We start from the raw sequence: 22052 nt of genomic DNA on the forward strand, positions 1-22052 counted from the left end.
CCCGCCAGAGCGGGGTCTTGTGACGTCTTTAAATCTTAGCGGATATTGCTCACAAAGCGTAGCGACGCAGACGCAGCGCGAAATCCTGCAGCGCCTTGATGCCACTCTGTTCCGCGCGATGGCACCAGTCCTGCAACTGAGCCAGCAGTTGCTCGCGCGAGGCGTTGGAGCGGTCCCACATCGCCGCCAGGTCCTTGCGCAGTTCGATGTACGTGCGCAGCTTCTGATTGTCGGAGAACAGTTCCGGCAGTTGCTGGCGCTGCGGTTCGTTCAGGCCGTCTTCTTCCTTGTGGAACCACTTACGCGCGCCGCGCATCAACTGGTACTTCTCGCGTGCGCCGGCTTCCTTCAGCTTCGCTAGTTCCTGCGCGTAGGCGTGCTTGAGTGCCTTGCCGTAGCGCGCCATCACTTCGTAGCGGTTCGCCAGCACGGCCTGCAGCGTGTCGTGATCCACCACCGCCTTGCTTTCCGACAGACGCGGCGTGGGCGCGAGCTTCTTCACCTTCGCGAGGCCGATCGCCGAGAGAATGCGGATGTACATCCAGCCGATATCGAACTCGTACCACTTGCTCGACAGCTTCGCCGACGTCGCGTACGTGTGGTGGTTGTTATGCAGCTCTTCGCCGCCGATCAGGATGCCGAGCGGGAAAATGTTCGTGCTCGCGTCGGCCGAATTGAAGTTGCGATAGCCCCAGAAGTGCGCGAGACCGTTGACGACGCCCGCCGCCCAGAACGGAATCCAGATCATCTGCACGGCCCACACCGACAGCCCGACGATGCCGAACAGCGCGACGTCGATGACCATCATGATGCTGATGCCGAGAATCGGATAGCGCGTGTAGACGTTGCGCTCCAGCCAGTCGTTCGGCGTGCCGTGACTGAAGCGGCGCAGCGTTTCTTCGTTTCTCGCTTCCGCGCGATACAGTTCCGCGCCTTCGAGCAGCACCTTCCAGATGCCGCGCGTCTGCGGGCTGTGCGGATCTTCTTCGGTCTCGCACTTCGCGTGGTGTTTACGGTGGATCGCCGCCCATTGGCCGGTCAGCATGCCCGTGGTCATCCACAGCCAGAACCGGAAGAAATGGCTTGCGACGGGATGCAGGTCCAGCGCGCGGTGCGCCTGGCAGCGATGCAAATAAATGGTGACGCCGGCGATGGTGACGTGCGTCATCGCGAGCGTGAACAGCAGAATCTGCCACCAAGAAAAGTCGAGCAATCCGTTGGCGAGAAATTCGAGGGAAGAATTCAGCAAGGCAGTTTACCTGTGTAGCTGTGAAATTCGGGAAAAATGGCCGGTTGAAACTGTTCCGAAGTGAATCCGAAACGCGAGGCGGCCGGCTAGTCGGGCACGTGAAAGGTGTGCGCGCGAGTTCGATCGCATTCTACTGCAGTCGTTCCAAGTCTTTGTCGTAAAGGTGGATTTTTTTGAATCCGCGGCAAACGAGAAAAATCTCACGCCCGCCTGTTCCGTTCGATTCCTTACGGAACCGGAAGGAATGACGCCCACGGCATCGGTCAAAGGGCGCTTCGGGGCGCTTGCGCGCCGTCAACTTGCCGCGGCTCGGTCATTCCGACCGAATCACCCGTCGCGCCTTGGACGATTCTGACTTCTCGCTGCGCATACGGAATCGAAATTCCGTTCTCCGAGAATAACCGCCAAACGCGCCGGTTGACTTGCGACTTAACGCCGCCGGTCCCTTTGGCTGCATCCTCGATCCAGAAACTCAGCTCCAGATTGATGCCGTCCGCGCCGAAGCTCGCGAGCAGCGCAGCGGGCGCCGGGTCCTGCAGCACGCGCTCGACACCCTCCGTTGCTTCGACGAGCAGTTGCATCGCGCGTTCCACGTCGCACTGATAACTGACCTGCACGGCAATCTTCGCGTTCCCCCGCGTCAGATACGACGAGTGATTCTGTACGACATCGGTGATGAGCTTTTCGTTCGGAATTAATGTTTCGATGCCGTCCAGCCCGCGCACGACCGTGTATCGCGTGCGAATCTGCGTGACGGTGCCCTGCGAGCCGCTCACGCTGATCATGTCGCCGAGGCGCAACGACCGGTCGAGCAGGATGATGAATCCCGACACGTAATTGCTCGCGATCTTCTGCAAGCCAAAGCCGAGGCCCACGCCGAGCGCGCCGCCGAACACGCCCAGCACCGTTACGTCGATGCCGACGATCGACAGGCTCACGAGAATCGCCGCGAGAATCATCAGCGCCCGCGCGACGCGCGCCAGCACCACCTTGAGATTCGCATCGAGCGAGCGGGCGCGCATCAGGCGCTCGTCGATGAGCGCGCCGGCCCACATCGCGCCGATCAGCGTCACGCAGACCCACAGCACGCCCGAAGCGAGCGAGAGCAGCGTCATGTGCGCGTTGGCGAAATTGAAGCGCACGCTCGCCATCCAGCGCACCACGTCGTCCTGAATGCCCATCACCGTGAGCAGCATGGCGAGCCAGACGAGCACCGTGACAAGCTTTTCGAACACGAAGAGCAGCGCATGCGCTTCGTGCCCGCTCTCGCCGCCGCTCGTGCGGAACACGCGGCGAACGGCATAGAACATCATGTAGATGACGGTGATGCCGCACAGCGGCACCAGCGCGAGCCGCAACAGCGCCGTGTGGATGAACGGCGCCAGCGCCAGTTGCGCGATGGCCACGAAGACCATCCCGAGGAGCGGAAAGAGCGCCTTGTTGAGGCTTTCCGCGCCGAATCGCACCGCTTCGAAGCGCGACTGGCGGCGCGCGTCGAGCTTCTTGCGCAAGGCGCGCGCGCACCACCAGGCGATCGCGAGCAAACCGAGCAGCGCCGCGACCTGCCAGAGCACTTGCGGCTCGCCGAAATCGCGGAACAGGCGCTCGGACAGATGCGTCAGGAAGCGGCTCTGCATCGGCGCTTAAGCGCTTGGTTCCCCGACGTCGTCGCTCGCCGGCTTCTGCGGCTTCGCTTCTGGCACGCGTTCGAGCACGGCGGCGAAAAAGCCGTCCGTGCCGTGCTTGTGCGGCCACAGCGATAGATAATCGCCGGTGTCGAGCTCGATGCGCTGCTCGGCGAGCACGTCGCGAGCGGGCACGACGCGGAAGTTCGGATGCGTCTCAAGGAATTGCGCGACGACGCCTTCGTTTTCCGCTTCGAGCATGCTGCAGGTCGCGTAGACGAGACGGCCGCCGGTCTTCACGAGGCGCGCGGCGCTCGTGAGAATCGACAACTGCTTCGGCGTCAGCTCGGCGACCGTGGCCGGCGACTGGCGCCACTTGAGGTCGGGATTGCGGCGCAGCGTGCCGAGGCCAGAGCACGGCGCATCGACGAGCACGCGATCGATCTTGCCCGCGAGACGCTTGATCTTCGCGTCATGCTCGCTGTCGATCAGCACCGGGTTCACGTTCGACAAGCCGCTGCGCGCGAGGCGCGGCTTCAGCTTCGCGAGCCGGCGGTCGGATACGTCGAACGCATACAGCCGGCCGGTGGAGCGCATCATCGCGCCGAGCGCCAGCGTCTTGCCGCCCGCGCCCGCGCAGAAATCGACGATCATCTCGCCGCGGCGCGGCGCCACCAGCGAGCAGAGCAACTGGCTGCCCTCGTCCTGCACTTCGATCCAGCCTTCCTGGAAGGGCTGCAGCCGCGTGAGCGCGGGCTTGCCGTCGACGCGGATGCCGAACGGCGCGAACGGCATCTCGCCCGCGTCGATGCCCGCTTCGACGAGCGCCTTGATCGCGGCTTCACGCGTCGCCTTGATCGGATTCGCGCGCAGATCGAGCGGTGCGGGATAGTTCAGCGCGGCGGCGAGCTGCGCGAGTTCTTCCGGCTCGAAGCGCTTCGCCATGGCTTCGTAGATCCACTGCGGCAAATTCGTGCGCACGCGCACCGGCAGGCTCGCCGGATCGATCTTCGATACCTGCGACAACCACTGGTACTCGTCAGCCGATACATGCGGCTTGAGCGCGCTGAGACCGGCGGTCTGCATCAGCCCCAGCAGCGCAAGACGCCGCGCCTGGTTGCCGGCGCCGCTTTCCGCGAGATGCGAAAACTCCATTTTCCGGCGCAGCACTGCGAACACCGCCTCCGCGATCACGCCACGCTCGCCATGACCGAGCTTCGGATGCGCGCGGAAAAAGCGGCTCGTCGCGGCATCGGCGGGACCGGCGAAGCGCAGCACGTCCGCCAGCAGCGTTTCAGTTTGACCAATCAGAAATCCATGCAGCCTCATACGCCCTCCCCGGCAATGTCGGCAAAGAGCCATTGCGGCTCAGACGGCGTGAGGGCGACACGTTCGCCCTCGATAGCAAGACGCCCTTCGATGAACCAGCGCACCGCGCGCGGGTAAATGATGTGTTCGACCGTGAGCACGCGCGCGGCGAGCGCGGCGGCATCGTCGCCGGTGATGACCGGCACCGCGGCCTGCGCGACGATCGGTCCGTGATCGAGCGTCGGCGTCACGAAATGGACGCTCGCGCCATGCACGCGCACGCCGGCGTCGAGCGCCTGCTGATGCGTGCGCAGACCCGGAAAACACGGCAGCAGCGACGGATGGACGTTGAGCATGCGCCCGGCATAGCGTTCGACGAAGGCATCGGTGAGCACGCGCATGAAGCCCGCCAGCACCACGAGATCCGGCTCGAAGCGGTCGATTTCGCGGGCGAGCGCGGCATCGAATGCGGCGCGGTCATCGAACTCGCGATGATCGACCACCGCCGTGTCGATGCCGTTCGCGGCCGCAAAGCCGAGTCCGGCGGCATCGGGCCGGTTGGAAATGACCGCCGCGACGCGAGCCGGCCAGCCTTCCCGCGCACACGCGCGCACGACGGCCTCCATGTTGCTCCCGCGTCCGGAAATCAGAATAACGATTTTTTTCATCCGCCGATTTTATCATTTGGCGACGGCGAAAATCGTGCCAAAGGACAGCGAACCGCCAGGGAACCCGTGCAAGCGCCGCCGCGCGGCCCGGGAACCGTCTCCGCGTGCGAGCGTTTATAATCGAATGCTTTGCGGCATCAGCCCTCCCACCGACCAAGCCTATCGTGAGAGTCTTCCGCGGCCTCCCCAATGCCGAGAGCCGGGCGCCCTGCGCACTGACCATCGGCAACTTCGACGGTGTCCATCGCGGCCACCAGGCGCTGCTTGCGCGCGTGCGTGCCGCCGCCGACGCGCGCGGGCTGCCGGTCTGCGTGATGACCTTTGAGCCGCATCCGCGCGAGTTCTTCAATCCGGCAGGCGCGCCGCCGCGCATCGCGATGTTGCGCGACAAGCTGGAAGCGCTGCGCACGAATGGCGTCGATCGCGTGGTGGTCGAGCATTTCAATCACACGTTCGCGAGCCAGTCGCCGGATACGTTCGTGAAGAACGTCATCGTCGATGGCCTTCACGCGCGCTGGGTCATGGTCGGCGACGACTTCTGCTATGGCGCGAAACGCGCCGGCAACTTCGCCTCGCTGAAGGCGGCCGGCGACCAGTACGGCTTCGAAGTCGAGCAGATGGCCACCGTTGCGCATCCGAACGGCGCGCGCATTTCGTCGTCGTCGGTGCGGGCGTCGCTCGTCGCGGGCGATCTCGACGCCGCGCATCTCGCGCTCGGGCGTCCGTATGTCATCAGCGGTCACGTCGTGCATGGCGCGAAGCTCGGCCGCGATCTCGGCTTTCCGACGCTCAATCTGCCGATCGCGCACAAGCGCCCGGCCGCGTCGGGCATCTTCGTCGTGCGCGTGCATGGCCTCGCCGACGAGCCACTGCCAGCAGTGGCAAGTCTCGGCCTTCGCCCGACCGTCGACGATTCCGGCCGCGTTCTTCTCGAAGTCTTCGTGCTCGACTGGCACGGCGACGCGTACGGCAAGCTCGTGCGCGTCGAATTCCTCAAGAAGCTGCGCGACGAGGAAAAGTACATCGACCTCGAAACGCTGTCCGCCGCCATCGCCAAAGATGTCGACAACACGCGCGCCTATTTCGGCCTGCCGCCCGCGAGCAACGCCGGCAGCCGCGCCACGGGCTTCGCCATTTCGGCCACCGACCGAATTAGGTGAGCGCGCGATGCACGCCGCATCGCCCGCTGCCCCGTCTTCGAATCATCGCGCGCCGTTTGCAAGCGCCGTCTCACCGAATTCACTGAGTCACTCATGAGCGATAAGAAAGAGAAAGCCTCCTCGAAATATCCGGTCAACCTGCTCGATACGCCCTTCCCCATGCGCGGCGACCTGCCGAAGCGCGAGCCCGCGTGGGTGAAGGAATGGCAGGACAAGAAGATCTACGAGAAGATCCGCGCCGCCTCGAAGGGCCGCAAGAAGTTCATCCTGCACGACGGCCCGCCGTACGCGAACGGCGACATCCACCTCGGTCACGCCGTCAACAAGATCCTGAAAGACATGATCGTCAAGGCGCGCAATCTCGCGGGCTTCGACGCGGTCTACGTGCCGGGCTGGGACTGCCACGGCATGCCGATCGAAATCCAGATCGAGAAGCAGTTCGGCAAGTCGCTGCCCGCCGCCGAAGTGATGCAGAAGGCGCGCGCTTACGCAAGCGAGCAGATCGAGAAGCAAAAGATCGGCTTCCGTCGTCTCGGCGTGCTTGGCGACTGGGACAATCCGTACAAGACCATGAACTTCGTCAACGAGGCCGGTGAAATCCGCGCGCTCGCGAAGATCATGGAGAAGGGCTATGTGTTTCGCGGCCTGAAGCCGGTGAACTGGTGCTTCGATTGCGGCTCGGCGCTGGCCGAGGCGGAAGTCGAATACAAGGACAAGACCGATCCGACCATCGACGTGCTGTTCGCGTTCGCGGAGCCGGAAAAGACCGCGCACGCGTTCGGCCTGCCGTCGCTGCCGAAGAGCGAAGGCGGCATCGTCATCTGGACGACGACGCCCTGGACCATTCCCGCGAATCAGGCGTTGAACGTGCATCCGGAGATCGTGTATGCGCTCGTCGATACGCCGCGCGGCCTGCTGATCCTCGCGCAGGAACGCGTCGAAGCGTGCCTGCAGAACTACGGCCTGCCGGGCGACGTCGTCGCGACGACGACCGGCGAGAAGCTCGCCAACCTGCGCTTCCATCATCCGCTCGCGGCCGCGCATCCGGGCTACAAGCGCACGTCGCCGGTCTATCTCGGCGACTATGTGACGACCGAAAGCGGCACGGGCATCGTGCACTCGTCGCCGGCGTATGGTGTGGAAGACTTCGTGTCGTGCAAGGCGCACGGCATGGCGGATTGGGACATCATCAATCCGGTGATGGGCGATGGCCGCTACATCGAATCGCTGCCGCTCTTCGGCGGGCTGTCGATCTGGAAGGCGAATCCGGAAATCGTCGGGGCGCTCGACAACGCCGGGTCCCTGCTCAAGACGGAAAAGTACACGCACAGCTATATGCATTGCTGGCGTCACAAGACGCCGATCATCTATCGCGCGACTTCGCAGTGGTTCGCCGGCATGGACGTGAAGCCGAAGGACGGCGGCCAGACGCTGCGCGAGACCGCGCTCGAAGGCGTCGAGAACACGGCGTTCTATCCGGCGTGGGGCAAGCAGCGTCTTTACAGCATGATCGCGAACCGCCCCGACTGGACGCTCTCGCGTCAGCGCCAATGGGGCGTGCCGATGGCGTTCTTCGTGCACAAGGAAACCGGCGAGCTGCATCCGCGCACGCTCGAATTGCTGGAAGAAGTAGCGAAGCGCGTGGAACAGGGCGGCATTGAGACGTGGCAATCGCTCGATCCGCGCGAGCTGATCGGCGACGACGCCAACATGTACGAGAAGAACCGCGACACGCTCGACGTGTGGTTCGACTCCGGCACGACGCACTGGCACGTGCTGCGCGGCTCGCACAAGGACGAACTGCAGTTCCCCGCCGACCTGTACCTCGAAGGCTCGGACCAGCACCGCGGCTGGTTCCATTCGTCGCTGCTCACCGCGTCGATGCTCGACGGCCGCCCGCCCTACGACGCGCTGCTGACGCACGGCTTCACCGTCGATGGCGAAGGCCGCAAGATGTCGAAGTCGCTCGGCAATGGCGTCGATCCGCATGAAGTGGCGAACCGCCTGGGCGCGGAAATCATCCGCTTGTGGATCGCATCGACGGATTATTCCGGCGAGCTCGCCATCTCCGAGGAAATTCTGAAGCGCGTGACGGAGACGTATCGCCGTATCCGCAATACGTTGCGCTTCCTGCTCGCGAACCTGTCCGATTTCGACTTCGACCGTGACGCGGTGCCGGTGCAGGACTGGCTCGAGATCGACCGTTACGCGGTCGCGCTCGCGCGCAACTTGCAGGACGACGCGCTCTCGCACTACGAGAAGTACGAATTCCACCCGGTCGTCGCGAAGCTCGCGACCTTCTGTTCCGAAGACCTGGGCGGCTTCTATCTCGACGTGCTGAAAGACCGTCTCTACACGATGAAGCCTGCTTCGCGCGAGCGCCGCAGCGCACAGACCGCGCTGTATCACATCGCGCATGGCTTGCTGCGTCTCGTCGCGCCGTATCTGTCGTTCACGGCGGAAGAAGCGTACAAGGTGCTGAAGCCCGGTCAGGACACGATCTTCACCGAAGTCTTCCACGCGTATCCGGACATCGCGAATGCGGGCGAGCTGCTCGACAAGTGGACGCTGATCCGCTCCGCTCGCGGCGACGTGACGAAGGCACTCGAAGAAGCACGCACGGCGAACCTGATCGGCTCGTCGCTGCAGGCGGAAGTCGTCGTGCGGGCGAGCGGCGCGCGCTATGACGCGCTCGCCAGTCTCGGCGATGCGTTGCGCTTCGTGCTCATCACATCGCAGGCGCAAGTCGCGCAAGTCGCGAGCGAAGCGGAAGAAGGCGTCGACGTGACGGCATCGAGCTACATGAAGTGCGAGCGCTGCTGGCACTACTGCGCGGACGTCGGCTCGCATGCGGAGCATCCGGGGCTGTGCGGCCGCTGCTTCTCGAACCTCTTCGGCGCTGGCGAAACGCGAGGCGCAGCATAATGGCAACGAGAACGATGGCGAAACAAACCTCTTCCAGTGGATCGCTCGCGCCGTGGCTCGGAATCGCGCTGATCGTGATCCTGTTCGACCAGTTGACGAAGATCGCAGTGCAGAAGGTGTTCGCCTACGGCGAGCCTCACGCGCTCGCGCCCTTTTTCAACCTGCTGCTCGTCTATAACCGCGGCGCGGCGTTCAGCTTCCTCGCGGCGGCGGGCGGCTGGCAGCGCTGGGCGTTCACGGCGCTGGGCGTCGTGGCGGCGGCCGTGATCTGCTATCTGCTCAAGAAGAACGCCACACAACGGCTTTTCTGCACGGCGCTCGCGCTCATCATGGGCGGCGCGATCGGCAATGTGATCGATCGCCTCGCGTACGGTCACGTGATCGACTTCCTCGACTTCCACGTCAACGCGTGGCACTGGCCGGCGTTCAATCTCGCCGATACCGCGATTACCATCGGCGCCGTGCTGCTGATTTTCGACGAACTGCGGCGCGTGCGCGGATCGCGATGATGTTCCGGCGCGGCTTCATTCGCAAGCCGCGCCTCTTTGCGACGGAGGCAAGTTGGAACTCGCAGGCAAACATCTCGTATTGGGGCTGACGGGCGGCATCGCGTGCTACAAGATCGCAGAACTCACGCGGCTGCTCGTCAAGGCTGGCGCGACGGTGCAGATCGTGATGACCGAAGCGGCGACGCAGTTCATCACGCCCGTCACGATGCAGGCGCTCTCGGGCCGTCCGGTGTACGTGTCGCAATGGGATGCGCGCATGCCGAACAACATGGCGCACATCGACCTGTCGCGCGAGGCCGATGCGATCGTCGTCGCGCCCGCTTCCACCGACTTCATCGCGAAGCTCGCGCACGGCATGTGCGACGACCTGCTTTCCACGCTGTGCGTCGCGCGTGACTGTCCGCTGCTCGTCGTCCCCGCGATGAATCGCCAGATGTGGCAGAACCCGGCAACGCAACGCAACGTCGCGCAAGTGCGCGATGACGGCATCGAAGTGCTCGGCCCGGATTCCGGCTCGCAGGCGTGCGGCGAAGTCGGCGACGGACGCATGCTGGAACCGTCGGCGACGTTCGAAGCCATCTGCGCGTTCTTCCAGCCGAAGATTCTGCGCGGCCAGCGCGTGCTGATCACCGCCGGACCGACCTTCGAGCCGCTCGATCCGGTGCGCGGCATCACGAATCGCTCGTCGGGAAAGATGGGCTTCGCGCTGGCGCGCGCAGCGGCGCAGGCGGGCGCGGACGTGCATCTGGTCGCGGGTCCGGTGTCGCTGGCCACGCCGTGGGGCGTGTATCGCGAGGACGTGCAGACCGCGCAGCAGATGTACGACGCTGTCATGGAAGCCACGGCCGACGCGGACATCTTCATCGCGGTGGCGGCCGTCGCGGACTGGCGCGTCGATCACGCGAGCGCGCACAAGATCAAGAAGGCGCCGGGGCAGCCGTTGCCGTCGTTCGATTTCGTCGAAAATCCGGACATCCTCGCGTCCGTCGCCAATCTGCCGAACCCGCCCTTTTGCGTGGGCTTCGCAGCGGAAAGCGCCGATCTCGACGTTCATGGCGAAGAGAAGCGCAAGCGCAAGAATGTGCCGCTTTTGATCGGCAATCTCGGCCCGCTCACCTTCGGCCGCGACGATAACGAAGTCGTGCTGTTCGAAGCATCGGGCACGACGCCGCTGCCGCGCGCCGACAAGCAGCTTCTCGCGCGCACGCTGATCGGTGAAATCGCCAAACGTGCGCCGCGCGCCGGCACGCTCTTCTCCTGAGCCATGACGAAGCTATCGGTTCTCGATCAAACGCCGGTTATCCACGGCCACACGGCTGCGGATGCGATCGCGGCCACGCTCGATCTCGCGCAGCTCGCCGATGATCTCGGCTACACGCGCTACTGGTGCGCGGAGCATCACGGTCTCTACGGCGTCTCGAACCCGTGCCCGGAAGTGATGCTCGCGCGCATCGGCAGTCTGACGAAGCGCATCCGCATCGGCTCGGGCGGCGTCATGCTGCCGTACTACAGTCCGTTCAAGGTAGCCGAGCAGTTTTTGATGCTCGAAGCGCTGTTCCCGAATCGCGTCGATCTGGGCGTCGGCCGCGCGCCGGGCGGCGACATGCGGACCGCTCAGGCGGTCGCTTCGGGCTCCTACAATCGCGGCGACATCTTCCCGCAGCAGGTCGCGGAACTGATTGCGCTTTTCAGCGGCAACATCCCCGACGATTCCCTCGCCAAAGGCGTCCTGCTGCAACCGCAGATCGACACGCGCCCCGAACTCTGGATGCTCGGCTCGAGCGACTTCGGCGGCCTGCTGGCCGCGCAACTCGGCATACGCTACGCGTTCGCGCATTTCATCAACGCGCAGTACGGGCATCGGGTGGCGGAGGCGTATCGCGAGCGTTTCACCGCCGGGCACGAGCAGACGCCGTATCTCGCGGCGGCCGTCTTCGTCATTTGCGCCGATACGGACAAGGAAGCCGAAGCGCTCGAACGCGCCGTCGATCTGCGCCGCGTGCAAATGGCTTACGGCCTGAATCAGCCGATACCGTCGATTGCGCAAGGCATCTCGCAGGTCTACGGCGAGCGCGAACTCGCCGTGATCGCGCAGGAAAAAGCACGCAGCATCATCGGCACGCCGGAGCGTGTGACCGACAAGCTGCATGCGCTGCAGGAACAATTCAACGCCGACGAGCTTATCGTCCTGACTGTCGCCGGCAGCTACGCCGCGCGCACGCGGTCCTATCAACTCCTGGCCGACGCGTTCGCGCTCGGCCGTTCAGCCTGACCATGAAACTCGACGTCAAAATTCTCGACGCGCGCATGCGCGACTTCATGCCCGCCTACGCGACACCCGGCAGCGCGGGCCTCGACCTTCGCGCCTGTCTCGACGCGCCGCTCGTGATCGAACCGCATCAGACGGTGCTGGTGCCGACCGGTCTTGCCATCCATCTCGCCGATCCCGGCTATGCGGCGCTCATTCTTCCGCGCTCGGGCCTCGGTCACAAGCACGGCATCGTGCTGGGCAATCTCGTCGGTTTGATCGATTCGGATTATCAGGGCCAGTTGATGGTTTCGACGTGGAATCGCGGCGATACCGCGTTCACGCTGAACCCGATGGAGCGCCTTGCGCAACTCGTGATCGTCCCGGTGGTGCAGGCCGAGTTCAATATCGTCGACGACTTCGAAGCGAGCGAGCGCGGCGCGGGCGGATTCGGGAGCACGGGCAAGCACTGAGCTTTGCCTTGCTCAAGGCGAAAAAAAAACGGCGCGGTGGAAACCGCGCCGTTTTTGCTTCTGTCTGCCGCAATCAATCCACTTCGATCGCTTCAGGATTCGGATTACGCGGCGGCGCCGAGTTCTCGTCGAACGTGAGCTGCACCTTGTCTTCCGCATCGACATCTACGGTCACGCGGCCGCCGTTGAGCAGCTTGCCGAACAGCAGTTCGTCGGCGAGTGCACGGCGAATCGTGTCCTGGATCAGACGCTGCATCGGACGCGCGCCCATCAGCGGATCGAAACCGTGCTTCGCCAGATGCTTGCGCAACGCATCGGTGAAGACCGCATCGACCTTCTTCTCGTGCAACTGATCTTCCAGTTGCATGAGGAACTTGTCGACCACGCGCAGGATGATTTCCTCGTCCAGCGAACGGAAGCTGATGATTGAATCCAGACGGTTGCGGAACTCCGGCGTGAACATGCGCTTGATGTCGGCCATTTCATCGCCCGACTCGCGGCGCGACGTGAAGCCGATCACCGACTTGCCCATGGTCTCGGCGCCCGCGTTCGTCGTCATGATGATGATGACGTTGCGGAAATCCGCCTTGCGTCCGTTGTTGTCCGTCAGCGTGCCGTGGTCCATCACCTGCAGCAGCACGTTGTAGATGTCCGGATGCGCCTTCTCGATTTCGTCCAGCAGCAGCACGCAATGCGGCTTCTTCGTGACGGCCTCGGTCAGCAACCCGCCCTGATCGAATCCGACATAGCCCGGCGGCGCGCCGATCAGCCGGCTCACCGCATGACGCTCCATGTACTCGGACATGTCGAAGCGCAGCAACTCGATGCCGAGCGTGAACGCCAGTTGCTTCGCCACTTCCGTCTTGCCGACGCCGGTCGGCCCCGAGAAGAGGAACGCGCCGATCGGCTTGTCCAGCTTGCCGAGACCCGCACGCGCCATCTTGATCGATGCCGACAGCGCATCGATTGCCGGGTCCTGGCCGAACACGACAGCCTTCAGATCGCGATCGAGCGTCTGCAGCTTGCTGCGGTCGTCCTGCGACACGCTCTGCGGCGGCACGCGCGCGATCTTCGAGATGATCTCTTCGATCTCGCTCTTGCCGATGGTCTTCTTCTGCTTCGACTTCGGCAGAATGCGCTGGGCCGCGCCCGCTTCGTCGATCACGTCGATTGCCTTGTCCGGCAAATGACGATCCGTGATGAAGCGCGCCGACAACTCAGCCGCCGCCGACAGCGCACCCGACGAGTACTTCACGCCGTGATGCTCTTCGAAGCGCGACTTGAGACCGCGCAAGATAGCGACCGTCTGCTCGACCGACGGCTCGGTGACGTCCACCTTCTGGAAACGCCGCGACAAGGCCGCGTCTTTCTCGAAGATGCCGCGATATTCGGTGAACGTGGTCGCGCCGATGCACTTCAACTGACCCGACGACAGCGCCGGCTTCAGCAGGTTCGATGCGTCGAGCGTGCCGCCCGATGCCGCACCCGCGCCAATCAGCGTGTGAATCTCGTCGATGAACAGAATGGCGTGCGGACGCTCCTTCAGTTCCTTCAGCACCGTCTTCAGGCGCTGCTCGAAATCGCCGCGATACTTCGTGCCCGCCAGCAACGCACCCATGTCGAGCGAGTAGACCTGCGCATCCGCGAGGATGTCCGGCACTTCGCCGCGCGTAATGCGCCAGGCGAGGCCTTCGGCGATCGCCGTCTTGCCGACGCCCGCTTCACCCACGAGCAGCGGATTGTTCTTGCGGCGGCGGCAGAGCACCTGCACGACGCGCTCGACTTCCAGCTCGCGGCCGATCAGCGGATCGATCTTGCCGTCCTTCGCCTGCTGATTCAGGTTCTGCGTGAACTGCGCGAGCGGCGTTTCCTTCTGAGCGGCGGCGTCTTCCGATTCCGGATTCGCTTCGCTGCTCGCCTTCGCGGCGTCGCCGCTGTTCGTCTTCGCGATGCCGTGCGAAATGAAATTCACGACATCGAGACGCGTCACGCCCTGCTGCTGCAGGTAGTAGACCGCGTGCGAGTCCTTCTCGCCGAAGATCGCGACGAGCACGTTCGCGCCGGTCACTTCCTTCTTGCCGTTCGAGGTCGATTGCACATGCATGATCGCGCGCTGAATCACGCGCTGGAAACCAAGCGTCGGCTGAGTATCGACGTCGTCCGTGCCGGGCACGGTCGGCGTGTTGTCATGAATGAAATTGCGCAGGTTCTGACGCAAATCTTCGATGTTTGCTGCGCAGGCGCGCAACACCTCAGCGGCGGTCGGATTGTCCAACAAGGCCAGTAAAAGATGCTCGACCGTAATGAACTCGTGCCGCGCCTGACGTGCTTCCATAAACGCCATGTGCAGACTGACTTCCAGTTCCTGGGCAATCATGCTTCCTCCATCACGCACTGCAGCGGATGCCCCGCCTGCCGTGCATGGCTAACGACTTGCTCAACTTTGGTCGACGCAATGTCCCGCGTGTAGACCCCACAAACTCCCCTGCCCTCGCGATGAACCTTCAGCATGATCTGCGTCGCAGTCTCACGATCTTTATTAAAGTATTCCTGCACGATCATCACGACGAATTCCATCGGCGTGAAGTCGTCATTCAGCAGCACCACTTTGTACATCGCCGGCTTCTTGAGCTTCTGCTCCTGCCGCTCGAGTACCGTGCCATCCTGCTTGTTGGGATTAATCGCCATACACCCATTCTAAACAACACGGGCGCTCTCGCAATTGCCGCTCCAGCACCGGCCAAAAACCGGAAAGGGTTACTGAAACGCGCCTTGCGCAGCTACCGTCCATCGAATCCCGCCGGCGCCCAGGAATCTCGGCGCGGCCCGCTTGCATCTCGTTGAAACCAGTATCGCACAGCTTCAAAAAAAACAATCGAAGACACCGTGGCGGGCCGCCGGGCGTATCACACAAGTGAGTCGATTATGCGACTTTTCAAGATGGCTTGCTTGGACGGAGGCGCACACGCGGAGCAGGAATTACCCTACGAATGCGTTCTCTGCAACGAGCATAAGCTCTATCCTAAAAAAATCTTGACACTCGATTTAAGAGATTCAACAATCAAACTGGCACTTTTTTCCGGGGGCCTCCGGGCAAAAAAGGCCGAGGTGAGCTAGTGAGGAGGGGCGGTTGGCTTGTGGGGTGGGCCGTCGAGCTTTTCAAACGTGCTCGGGTTGCGACGAGAGTTAGAGGGGAAGTACGAATGTCTACTGGTACGGTCAAGTGGTTCAACGACGCGAAAGGCTACGGATTCATCACGCCCGATGAAGGCGGCGAGGATCTGTTCGCACATTTCTCGGCGATTCAAATGAACGGTTTCAAGACGCTCAAGGAAGGCCAGAAGGTTTCTTTCGAGATCGTCCAGGGACCGAAGGGCAAACAGGCATCGAATATTCAGGACGCTGCCTGACCGTTCGGATGCATTTGCCTCGTGAAACCCGGCCTCCGTGCCGGGTTTTTTTCATCCGTCGTCGAATGGCGGCCACTCGGAGAATGCGGGCCGGCGAAAAACCCCGAAAGGCCTGAACCGTTCGGGGTTATTCGGGAATCGAGCCGTGCCGCTTACATATTCTCGATCATCACCTCGCCGAACGCCGAACACGACACTTGCGTCGCGCCTTCCATCAGCCGCGCAAAGTCGTAGGTCACGCGTTTCGACAAAATCGACCGCTCCATCGACGCAATGATGCGATCCGCCGCCTCGGTCCAGCCCATATGGCGCAGCATCATTTCAGCGGAGAGAATTTCGGAACCGGGGTTCACGTAATCCTTGCCGGCATACTTCGGCGCGGTGCCGTGCGTCGCTTCGAACATCGCGACGGAATCCGACATGTTCGCGCCCGGCGCAATGCCGATGCCGCCCACTTGGGCCGCGAGCGCATCCGAGATGTAGTCGCCGTTCAGGTTGAGCGTGGCGATGACGTCGTATTCGGCGGGACGCAGCAGGATTTGCTGCAGGAACGCATCGGCGATGACGTCCTTCACCACCACTTCCGCGCCCGTCTTCGGATCTTTCACCTTCATCCACGGGCCGCCGTCGATCAGTTCCGCGCCGAACTCCTTTCGCGCGAGCGCGTAGCCGTAGTCGCGGAAAGCGCCTTCGGTGTACTTCATGATGTTGCCCTTGTGCACGAGCGTCACCGAGCGCCGGTTGTTGTCGAGCGCGTACTGGATTGCCTTGCGCACGAGCCGCTCCGTACCCTCGCGCGACACCGGCTTGATACCAATCCCCGACGACTCCGGAAAGCGAATTTTCGTCACGCCCATTTCGTCGCGCAGGAACGCGATGACCTTCTTCGCCTCGGCGGACTCCGCCGGCCACTCGATTCCCGCGTAGATGTCTTCCGAGTTCTCGCGGAAGATCACCATGTTCACCTTGTCCGGCTCGCGCAGCGGCGAAGGCACGCCCTTGAAGTACCGCACCGGGCGCAGGCAGACATATAGATCAAGTTGCTGACGAAGGGCAACATTCAGCGACCGGATGCCGCCGCCGACCGGCGTGGTCAGCGGTCCCTTGATCGACACGATGTATTCCTTCACGACGTCGAGCGTCTCGTCGGGCAGCCAGACGTCCGGCCCGTAGACGCGCGTCGCCTTCTCGCCCGCGTAGATCTCCATCCAGTGGATCTTGCGCTTGCCGCCATAGGCTTTCTCGACTGCCGCATCGACCACCTTGATCATGACGGGCGTGATGTCGACGCCCGTGCCATCGCCTTCGATATAAGGGATGATCGGCTGATCCGGCACGTTGAGCGAGAAATCCGCGTTGACGGTGATCTTTTCACCGTCCGCCGGCACGTTGATGTGCTGATACGGCATGGTCGACTCCAGAGAAGGTCGGGCTCTAATGGGAAGCTGGCGGGATAGAGCGAAACGGCCGGGCGCCGTCCGCAGGGATGGCCAGAACATCATTCTATGCCGCACATGCCGGCAATCACGCGCTGCCGAAGCGAAGGCGGTTCGCGGATCATTATGCATTAAGATGCCGCTCCGACCGTCCTCGCGCCTGCCCTGCCCTCCGATGCCGCTCATCGCTCTCAACAAACCCTTCGGCACGATCTGCCAGTTCTCGGCGCACGAGACGCGGCCGTCGCTCGGCGACTGGGTGAAGACGCCGGGCGTCTACCCCGCGGGCCGCCTCGATGCCGACAGCGAAGGGCTGCTGCTCCTTACCGACGACGGCGCTTTGCAGGCGCGTATTGCGGAGCCGCGTCACAAGCTCGTGAAGCGCTATTGGGCGCAAGTCGAAGGCGCACCCGGCGACGACGCCCTCGCGCATCTCGCGAAAGGCGTCGATCTCGGCGATTACGTGACGCGGCCGTGCCGCACCGCATTCGTCGCCGACGCGCGCATCGAAGCGCTATGGCCGCGCAATCCGCCGATCCGGTATCGCGCCGCCATCCCGACGACATGGATCGAGCTTGCCATCACCGAAGGCAAGAACCGGCAGGTCAGGCGCATGACGGCCGCGGTCGGCTTTCCGACGCTGCGGCTCGTGCGCGTGGCGATCGGCGCGCTCGATGTCTTCACGCTCGGACTTGCGCCCGGCGAGACCGTCGAAGTGCCGGCACGATCGCCGTGGCAGCGCACCGGTTGAATCACGTTCGCGAACGCCTTTTTTATCGGCGTTTTTCACGGCGATGACATCGAACAATGACAAGCCGCCTGCAGTGCGAACTTTTTTTTCATTCTCCAAGCGATTCTCGTGAAAAAGACGTCAACCGACCTTTTGCACCACGCGTTAAGCGCCACAGATGCCGTGCAAAGCTATCCGGCATGAACGAATCAAGCTTTCGATTACCTGTGTGCTCCAGGCTATTTGAAAGAATAGGCGTTCACAGCCGTATCGAGTTTCTTTTGTCGATACGACTGTCAACCGAAAGGTGGATGGCTCGTTTACCGACATGACTCAATGACCGGGTCGTTTGGTTAATCAAACTCAAGCTGAGGATTCACAAATGAACAAACTGATCGCTGCTCTCGTCGCTGGCCTGTTCGCAACGGCTGCATTCGCACAAGCTTCGGCTCCGGAAGCTGCTGCTCCGGCAGCTGCTTCGGCTGCTGCTCCGGCAAAGGCACACAAGTCGACGAAGAAGCACGCACACAAGGCTTCGCACAAGAAGTCGCACAAGGCTGCCGCTTCGGCGCCGGAAGCTGCTTCCGCAGCACAGTAAGTTTGTTGTAAGAGGCGGTAAAGCGAAGTCAACAACGAGCATTACCGCCGCTTGCGGCGTTAAAGGGCAGATCGCCGAAAGGCATCTGCCCTTTTGTTTTGCGTTCGTTTTGTATCCTCGTCCTCGCTTCAAGTAACATGCGCGGGCCTGCTGGTTATCCGGCGCGACGACTGATTTCAAAGGAGCATCGTGTGAATTCGCTATTGCTTTTGCTGCGTGCCTTGCGCTTTTCATTCACATCGGCCAAGTCTGCGCGGCGCTTGACGATTTTCAACGCAACGCGCGCCTTTCTCATTGCGATGCTGCTGCCGCTCGCATCGATCACACTCGCTGAAGCGCAGACCCTGCCGCCCGGCGCGAAACAGCCGTCCGACTTTCCTCGCGCGAAACTCACCGCCGGAATGTACGTGATCGACGCCGCAGTCGCCGCGAACGACGCCGACCGCGAGCAAGGACTCATGTACCGCACGAAGCTCGGCGCGAACGAAGGCATGCTCTTCGTGTTCAACGAGAACGCCGTGCACTGCTTCTGGATGAAGAACACGCTGATTCCGCTGTCGATCGCGTTTATCCGCGCGGACGGCACGATCACCGACATCGACGAGATGCAGGCGGAGACCGAGAACAATCATTGCCCGCGCAACAACGGCGTCTATGCGCTCGAAATGCCGAAGGGCTGGTTCGCGGCCAAGGGCATCAAGCCGGGCGTGAAGATCAAGGGATTGCCGGGCGCTCAGTGAGCCTGGCCTGAACGATCGGTCAACATGGTCCCAAAGCGCGTTTCCCGACGCGCTTTTTTTCGCCTGCACGCCCCGCCGCCCGAAGTGGGCCGCCCTTTGCGTCGAGCTGGCAAGATTCCTGCAAAGAGATTGTCGACGCGCTATCCTAAAAAGGTTAGCGCGATGCCGCCCCTACAGTTCGGCGGCCGCCGCGTGGCGCGGCGCACGACCTGCGCCGCGCCGCCATGACATCTTCCACAGGAGGTTCACGTGCCCCGCAAGACCCCCATCGAGCGCTATCGGAACATAGGAATTAGCGCTCACATCGATGCCGGCAAAACGACGACGACCGAGCGCATCCTTTTCTACACCGGCGTGACCCACAAGATCGGCGAGGTTCACGACGGCGCGGCCACGATGGACTGGATGGAGCAGGAGCAGGAGCGCGGCATCACGATCACGTCGGCCGCCACGACCGCCTTCTGGAAAGGCATGGCCGGCAATTACCCCGAGCATCGCATCAACATCATCGATACGCCGGGACACGTCGACTTCACCATCGAAGTCGAGCGCTCCATGCGCGTGCTCGACGGCGCGTGCATGGTCTACGACTCCGTCGGCGGCGTGCAGCCGCAGTCCGAAACTGTGTGGCGTCAGGCGAACAAGTACAAGGTGCCGCGCATTGCGTTCGTCAACAAGATGGACCGCGTCGGCGCGGATTTCTTCCGCGTACAGCGGCAGATCGGCGAGCGTCTGAAGGGCGTCGCCGTGCCGATCCAGATTCCGATCGGCGCGGAGGAGCATTTTCAGGGCGTCGTCGACCTGGTCAAGATGAAGGCCATCCTCTGGGACGATGAAAGCCAGGGGATCAAGTTCGCCTACGAGGACATTCCCGACAATCTCAAGGAAATCGCTCACGAGTGGCGCGAAAAGATGGTCGAGGCCGCGGCCGAATCGAGCGAGGAACTGCTCGAGAAGTATCTGACCGACCACGAAAGCCTGACCGAGGAAGAGATCAAGGGCGCCTTGCGCAAGCGCACGATCGCCAACGAAATCGTCCCGATGCTGTGCGGCAGCGCGTTCAAGAACAAGGGCGTGCAGGCGATGCTCGACGCGGTAATCGACTATCTGCCCTCGCCCGTCGACGTGCCCGCGATTCTCGGCCACACGGAGGACGATCAGCAAGCCGAGCGTCATCCGAGCGATGACGAGCCGTTCTCCGCGCTCGCGTTCAAGATCATGACCGACCCGTTCGTCGGCCAGCTCATCTTTTTCCGCGTGTATTCGGGGGTCGTGAATTCCGGCGATACCGTCTACAACCCGGTGAAGTCGAAGAAGGAACGCCTCGGGCGCATCCTGCAGATGCACGCGAACGAGCGCAAGGAAATCAAGGAAGTGCGCGCGGGCGATATCGCGGCGGCGGTCGGCCTGAAGGAAGCCACGACCGGCGACACGCTCTGCGATCCCGACAAGATCATCATTCTCGAACGCATGATCTTCCCGGAGCCGGTGATTTCGCAGGCCGTCGAGCCGAAGACGAAGGCCGACCAGGAAAAGATGGGCATCGCGCTGAACCGTCTCGCGCAGGAAGATCCGTCGTTCCGCGTGGCGACCGACGAGGAATCCGGCCAGACGATCATCTCCGGCATGGGCGAGCTGCACCTCGAAATTCTCGTCGACCGGATGAAACGCGAGTTCGGCGTCGAAGCGACCGTCGGCAAGCCGCAGGTCGCGTATCGCGAGACGGTGCGCAACAAGGTGACGGATGTCGAAGGCAAGTTCGTCAAGCAGTCGGGCGGGCGCGGCCAGTACGGGCACGCGGTCATCACGCTCGAGCCGGACCCGGGCAAGGGCTACGAATTCGTCGACGCCATCAAGGGCGGCGTGATTCCGCGCGAGTTCATCCCGGCGGTCGACAAGGGCATCCAGGAAACGCTGAAGGCGGGCGTGCTGGCGGGCTATCCGGTCGTCGATACGAAAGTGACGCTGACCTTCGGCTCCTATCACGATGTCGATTCGAACGAAAACGCGTTCCGCATGGCCGGTTCGATCGCCTTCAAGGAAGCGATGCGCCGCGCGAAGCCCGTGCTGCTCGAACCGACGATGGCCGTCGAAGTGGAAACGCCCGAGGAATTCATGGGCAACGTGATGGGCGATCTGTCGAGCCGGCGCGGCATCGTGCAGGGCATGGAGGACATCGCGGGCGGCGGCGGAAAGCTCGTGCGCGCCGAGGTGCCGTTGGCCGAGATGTTCGGTTACTCCACGTCCCTTCGCTCGCTGACGCAAGGCCGCGCGACTTACACGATGGAGTTCAAGCATTACGCGGAGACGCCGAACAACGTGTCGGAAGCGATCATCAATTCCAAAGGGAAATGATCGCGGCTCGCCGTTGTGACATTCGCGTGTAATATCGGAAGTCCGTTGCTCGCTCGTGTTGGTGGCGGCAACGGACTTTTTTTGTCCACGGACGCAAAGACCATGAGCGACGCACATCACATCGATTGGCGCGAAAACGGCGTCAAGGTCATCAAGGGCGATCAGCTCGACACCAACACCGCGCAGACGCCGGGCATGCACCGCGCGGCGGCCATCAATGCGGCGCGCGTCGGCGCGCAGAAAATCTGGGCGGGAACGGTCACGATCCATCCGAACGCGAAGACCGGCGCGCACCATCACGGCGCGCTGGAAAGCGTGATCTACATCGTCCACGGACAGGCGCGCATGCGCTGGGGCGAGCACCTCGAGTTCACCGCCGAGGCCGGACCCGGCGATTTCATCTTCGTGCCGCCTTACGTGCCGCATCAGGAAATCAACGCGAGCACCGATGAGCCGCTGCAGTGCGTGCTCGTGCGCAGCGACAATGAAGCGGTCGTCGTCAACCTGAACATCGACGCTGTGGAGCAGCCCGAAGAAGTCTATTGGGTCGATCCTATTCACAAAGATCCGCACGCCCACTAACGCCGCATCGCGCCTGAAAACGCATGCGGCGCGTTC

19 protein-coding genes are annotated in these 22052 nt (G+C 62.8%); 12 read left to right on the top strand and 7 right to left on the bottom strand.

Features of this window, described 5'->3' with window-relative positions; translation table 11 throughout:
- Nucleotides 1-49: 49 nt before the first annotated feature.
- The 4 genes from LDZ21_RS10890 to purN form a co-directional block, all read right to left on the bottom strand.
- A complete protein-coding gene (locus tag LDZ21_RS10890; protein WP_244793357.1) occupies nucleotides 50-1249 on the bottom strand; it encodes a DesA family fatty acid desaturase in 1200 nt (399 codons plus the stop codon).
- 263 nt (nucleotides 1250-1512) lie between these two features.
- On the bottom strand, nucleotides 1513-2886 hold the full coding sequence (locus LDZ21_RS10895) for a mechanosensitive ion channel family protein (RefSeq protein WP_244793358.1): 1374 nt from the start codon (nucleotides 2884-2886) through the stop codon (nucleotides 1513-1515).
- A 6-nt stretch (nucleotides 2887-2892) separates the two neighbouring features.
- On the bottom strand, nucleotides 2893-4203 hold the full coding sequence (locus LDZ21_RS10900) for an RsmB/NOP family class I SAM-dependent RNA methyltransferase (RefSeq protein ID WP_244793359.1): 1311 nt from the start codon (nucleotides 4201-4203) through the stop codon (nucleotides 2893-2895).
- A complete protein-coding gene (gene purN / locus LDZ21_RS10905; RefSeq protein WP_244793360.1) occupies nucleotides 4200-4850 on the bottom strand; it encodes a phosphoribosylglycinamide formyltransferase in 651 nt (216 codons plus the stop codon). The genes LDZ21_RS10900 and purN overlap by 4 nt, the downstream gene beginning before the upstream one ends.
- A gap of 164 nt (nucleotides 4851-5014) precedes the next feature.
- On the opposite strand from purN, the gene LDZ21_RS10910 reads away from it, so the two are divergent.
- The 6 genes from LDZ21_RS10910 (at nucleotide 5015) to dut (ending at nucleotide 12165) form a co-directional block, all read left to right on the top strand.
- On the top strand, nucleotides 5015-6010 hold the full coding sequence (locus tag LDZ21_RS10910) for a bifunctional riboflavin kinase/FAD synthetase (RefSeq protein WP_035968114.1): 996 nt from the start codon (nucleotides 5015-5017) through the stop codon (nucleotides 6008-6010).
- A 93-nt stretch (nucleotides 6011-6103) separates the two neighbouring features.
- The gene (ileS, locus tag LDZ21_RS10915; protein WP_244793361.1) at nucleotides 6104-8935 is read left to right on the top strand and encodes an isoleucine--tRNA ligase; all 2832 of its coding nucleotides are present in this window, start codon (nucleotides 6104-6106) and stop codon (nucleotides 8933-8935) included.
- A gap of 14 nt (nucleotides 8936-8949) precedes the next feature.
- Entirely contained in the window at nucleotides 8950-9444 is a 495-nt protein-coding gene (gene lspA, locus LDZ21_RS10920; protein WP_370885296.1) for a signal peptidase II, read from the top strand.
- Nucleotides 9445-9496: 52 nt separating this feature from the next.
- Nucleotides 9497-10705, top strand: a complete 1209-nt coding sequence (gene coaBC / locus LDZ21_RS10925) for a bifunctional phosphopantothenoylcysteine decarboxylase/phosphopantothenate--cysteine ligase CoaBC (RefSeq protein WP_244793363.1) — start codon at nucleotides 9497-9499, stop codon at nucleotides 10703-10705.
- A 3-nt stretch (nucleotides 10706-10708) separates the two neighbouring features.
- Nucleotides 10709-11716: an LLM class flavin-dependent oxidoreductase gene (locus tag LDZ21_RS10930; RefSeq protein ID WP_244793364.1), complete on the top strand. Its 1008-nt coding sequence runs from the start codon at nucleotides 10709-10711 to the stop codon at nucleotides 11714-11716.
- 2 nt (nucleotides 11717-11718) lie between these two features.
- Nucleotides 11719-12165 (top strand): dUTP diphosphatase, encoded by a 447-nt coding sequence (gene dut / locus LDZ21_RS10935; RefSeq protein ID WP_244793365.1) that lies wholly within the window; start codon nucleotides 11719-11721, stop codon nucleotides 12163-12165.
- Between the two features lie 73 nt (nucleotides 12166-12238).
- Here dut and clpA read toward each other — a convergent pair whose 3' ends face one another.
- On the bottom strand, nucleotides 12239-14542 hold the full coding sequence (clpA, locus tag LDZ21_RS10940) for an ATP-dependent Clp protease ATP-binding subunit ClpA (protein ID WP_035968130.1): 2304 nt from the start codon (nucleotides 14540-14542) through the stop codon (nucleotides 12239-12241).
- Nucleotides 14539-14853, bottom strand: a complete 315-nt coding sequence (gene clpS, locus LDZ21_RS10945) for an ATP-dependent Clp protease adapter ClpS (RefSeq protein WP_008351199.1) — start codon at nucleotides 14851-14853, stop codon at nucleotides 14539-14541. The genes clpA and clpS overlap by 4 nt, the downstream gene beginning before the upstream one ends.
- Nucleotides 14854-15368: 515 nt before the next feature.
- On the opposite strand from clpS, the gene cspD reads away from it, so the two are divergent.
- Nucleotides 15369-15575, top strand: coding sequence for a cold shock domain-containing protein CspD (cspD, locus tag LDZ21_RS10950; RefSeq protein WP_008351201.1), 207 nt, complete (start codon nucleotides 15369-15371; stop codon nucleotides 15573-15575).
- A 152-nt stretch (nucleotides 15576-15727) separates the two neighbouring features.
- On the opposite strand, the gene icd is transcribed toward cspD, so the two are convergent.
- Nucleotides 15728-16984, bottom strand: a complete 1257-nt coding sequence (gene icd, locus LDZ21_RS10955) for an NADP-dependent isocitrate dehydrogenase (RefSeq protein WP_244793366.1) — start codon at nucleotides 16982-16984, stop codon at nucleotides 15728-15730.
- A gap of 202 nt (nucleotides 16985-17186) precedes the next feature.
- Here icd and LDZ21_RS10960 point away from each other — a divergent pair, with 202 nt between their 5' ends.
- The 5 genes from LDZ21_RS10960 to LDZ21_RS10980 all read left to right on the top strand — a co-directional run bounded on the left by LDZ21_RS10960 (nucleotide 17187) and on the right by LDZ21_RS10980 (nucleotide 22016).
- Nucleotides 17187-17762, top strand: a complete 576-nt coding sequence (locus LDZ21_RS10960) for a pseudouridine synthase (protein ID WP_035968137.1) — start codon at nucleotides 17187-17189, stop codon at nucleotides 17760-17762.
- Nucleotides 17763-18123: 361 nt separating this feature from the next.
- On the top strand, nucleotides 18124-18339 hold the full coding sequence (locus LDZ21_RS10965; protein WP_244793367.1) for a hypothetical protein: 216 nt from the start codon (nucleotides 18124-18126) through the stop codon (nucleotides 18337-18339).
- A 299-nt stretch (nucleotides 18340-18638) separates the two neighbouring features.
- Entirely contained in the window at nucleotides 18639-19079 is a 441-nt protein-coding gene (locus tag LDZ21_RS10970) for a DUF192 domain-containing protein (RefSeq protein WP_052005942.1), read from the top strand.
- Between the two features lie 249 nt (nucleotides 19080-19328).
- On the top strand, nucleotides 19329-21434 hold the full coding sequence (gene fusA, locus LDZ21_RS10975) for an elongation factor G (protein WP_244793368.1): 2106 nt from the start codon (nucleotides 19329-19331) through the stop codon (nucleotides 21432-21434).
- Nucleotides 21435-21536: 102 nt separating this feature from the next.
- The gene (locus tag LDZ21_RS10980) at nucleotides 21537-22016 is read left to right on the top strand and encodes a cupin domain-containing protein (RefSeq protein ID WP_035968141.1); all 480 of its coding nucleotides are present in this window, start codon (nucleotides 21537-21539) and stop codon (nucleotides 22014-22016) included.
- Nucleotides 22017-22052: the final 36 nt, after the last annotated feature.

This window comes from Caballeronia grimmiae (assembly GCF_022879615.1).
Taxonomy (GTDB): domain Bacteria; phylum Pseudomonadota; class Gammaproteobacteria; order Burkholderiales; family Burkholderiaceae; genus Caballeronia; species Caballeronia grimmiae.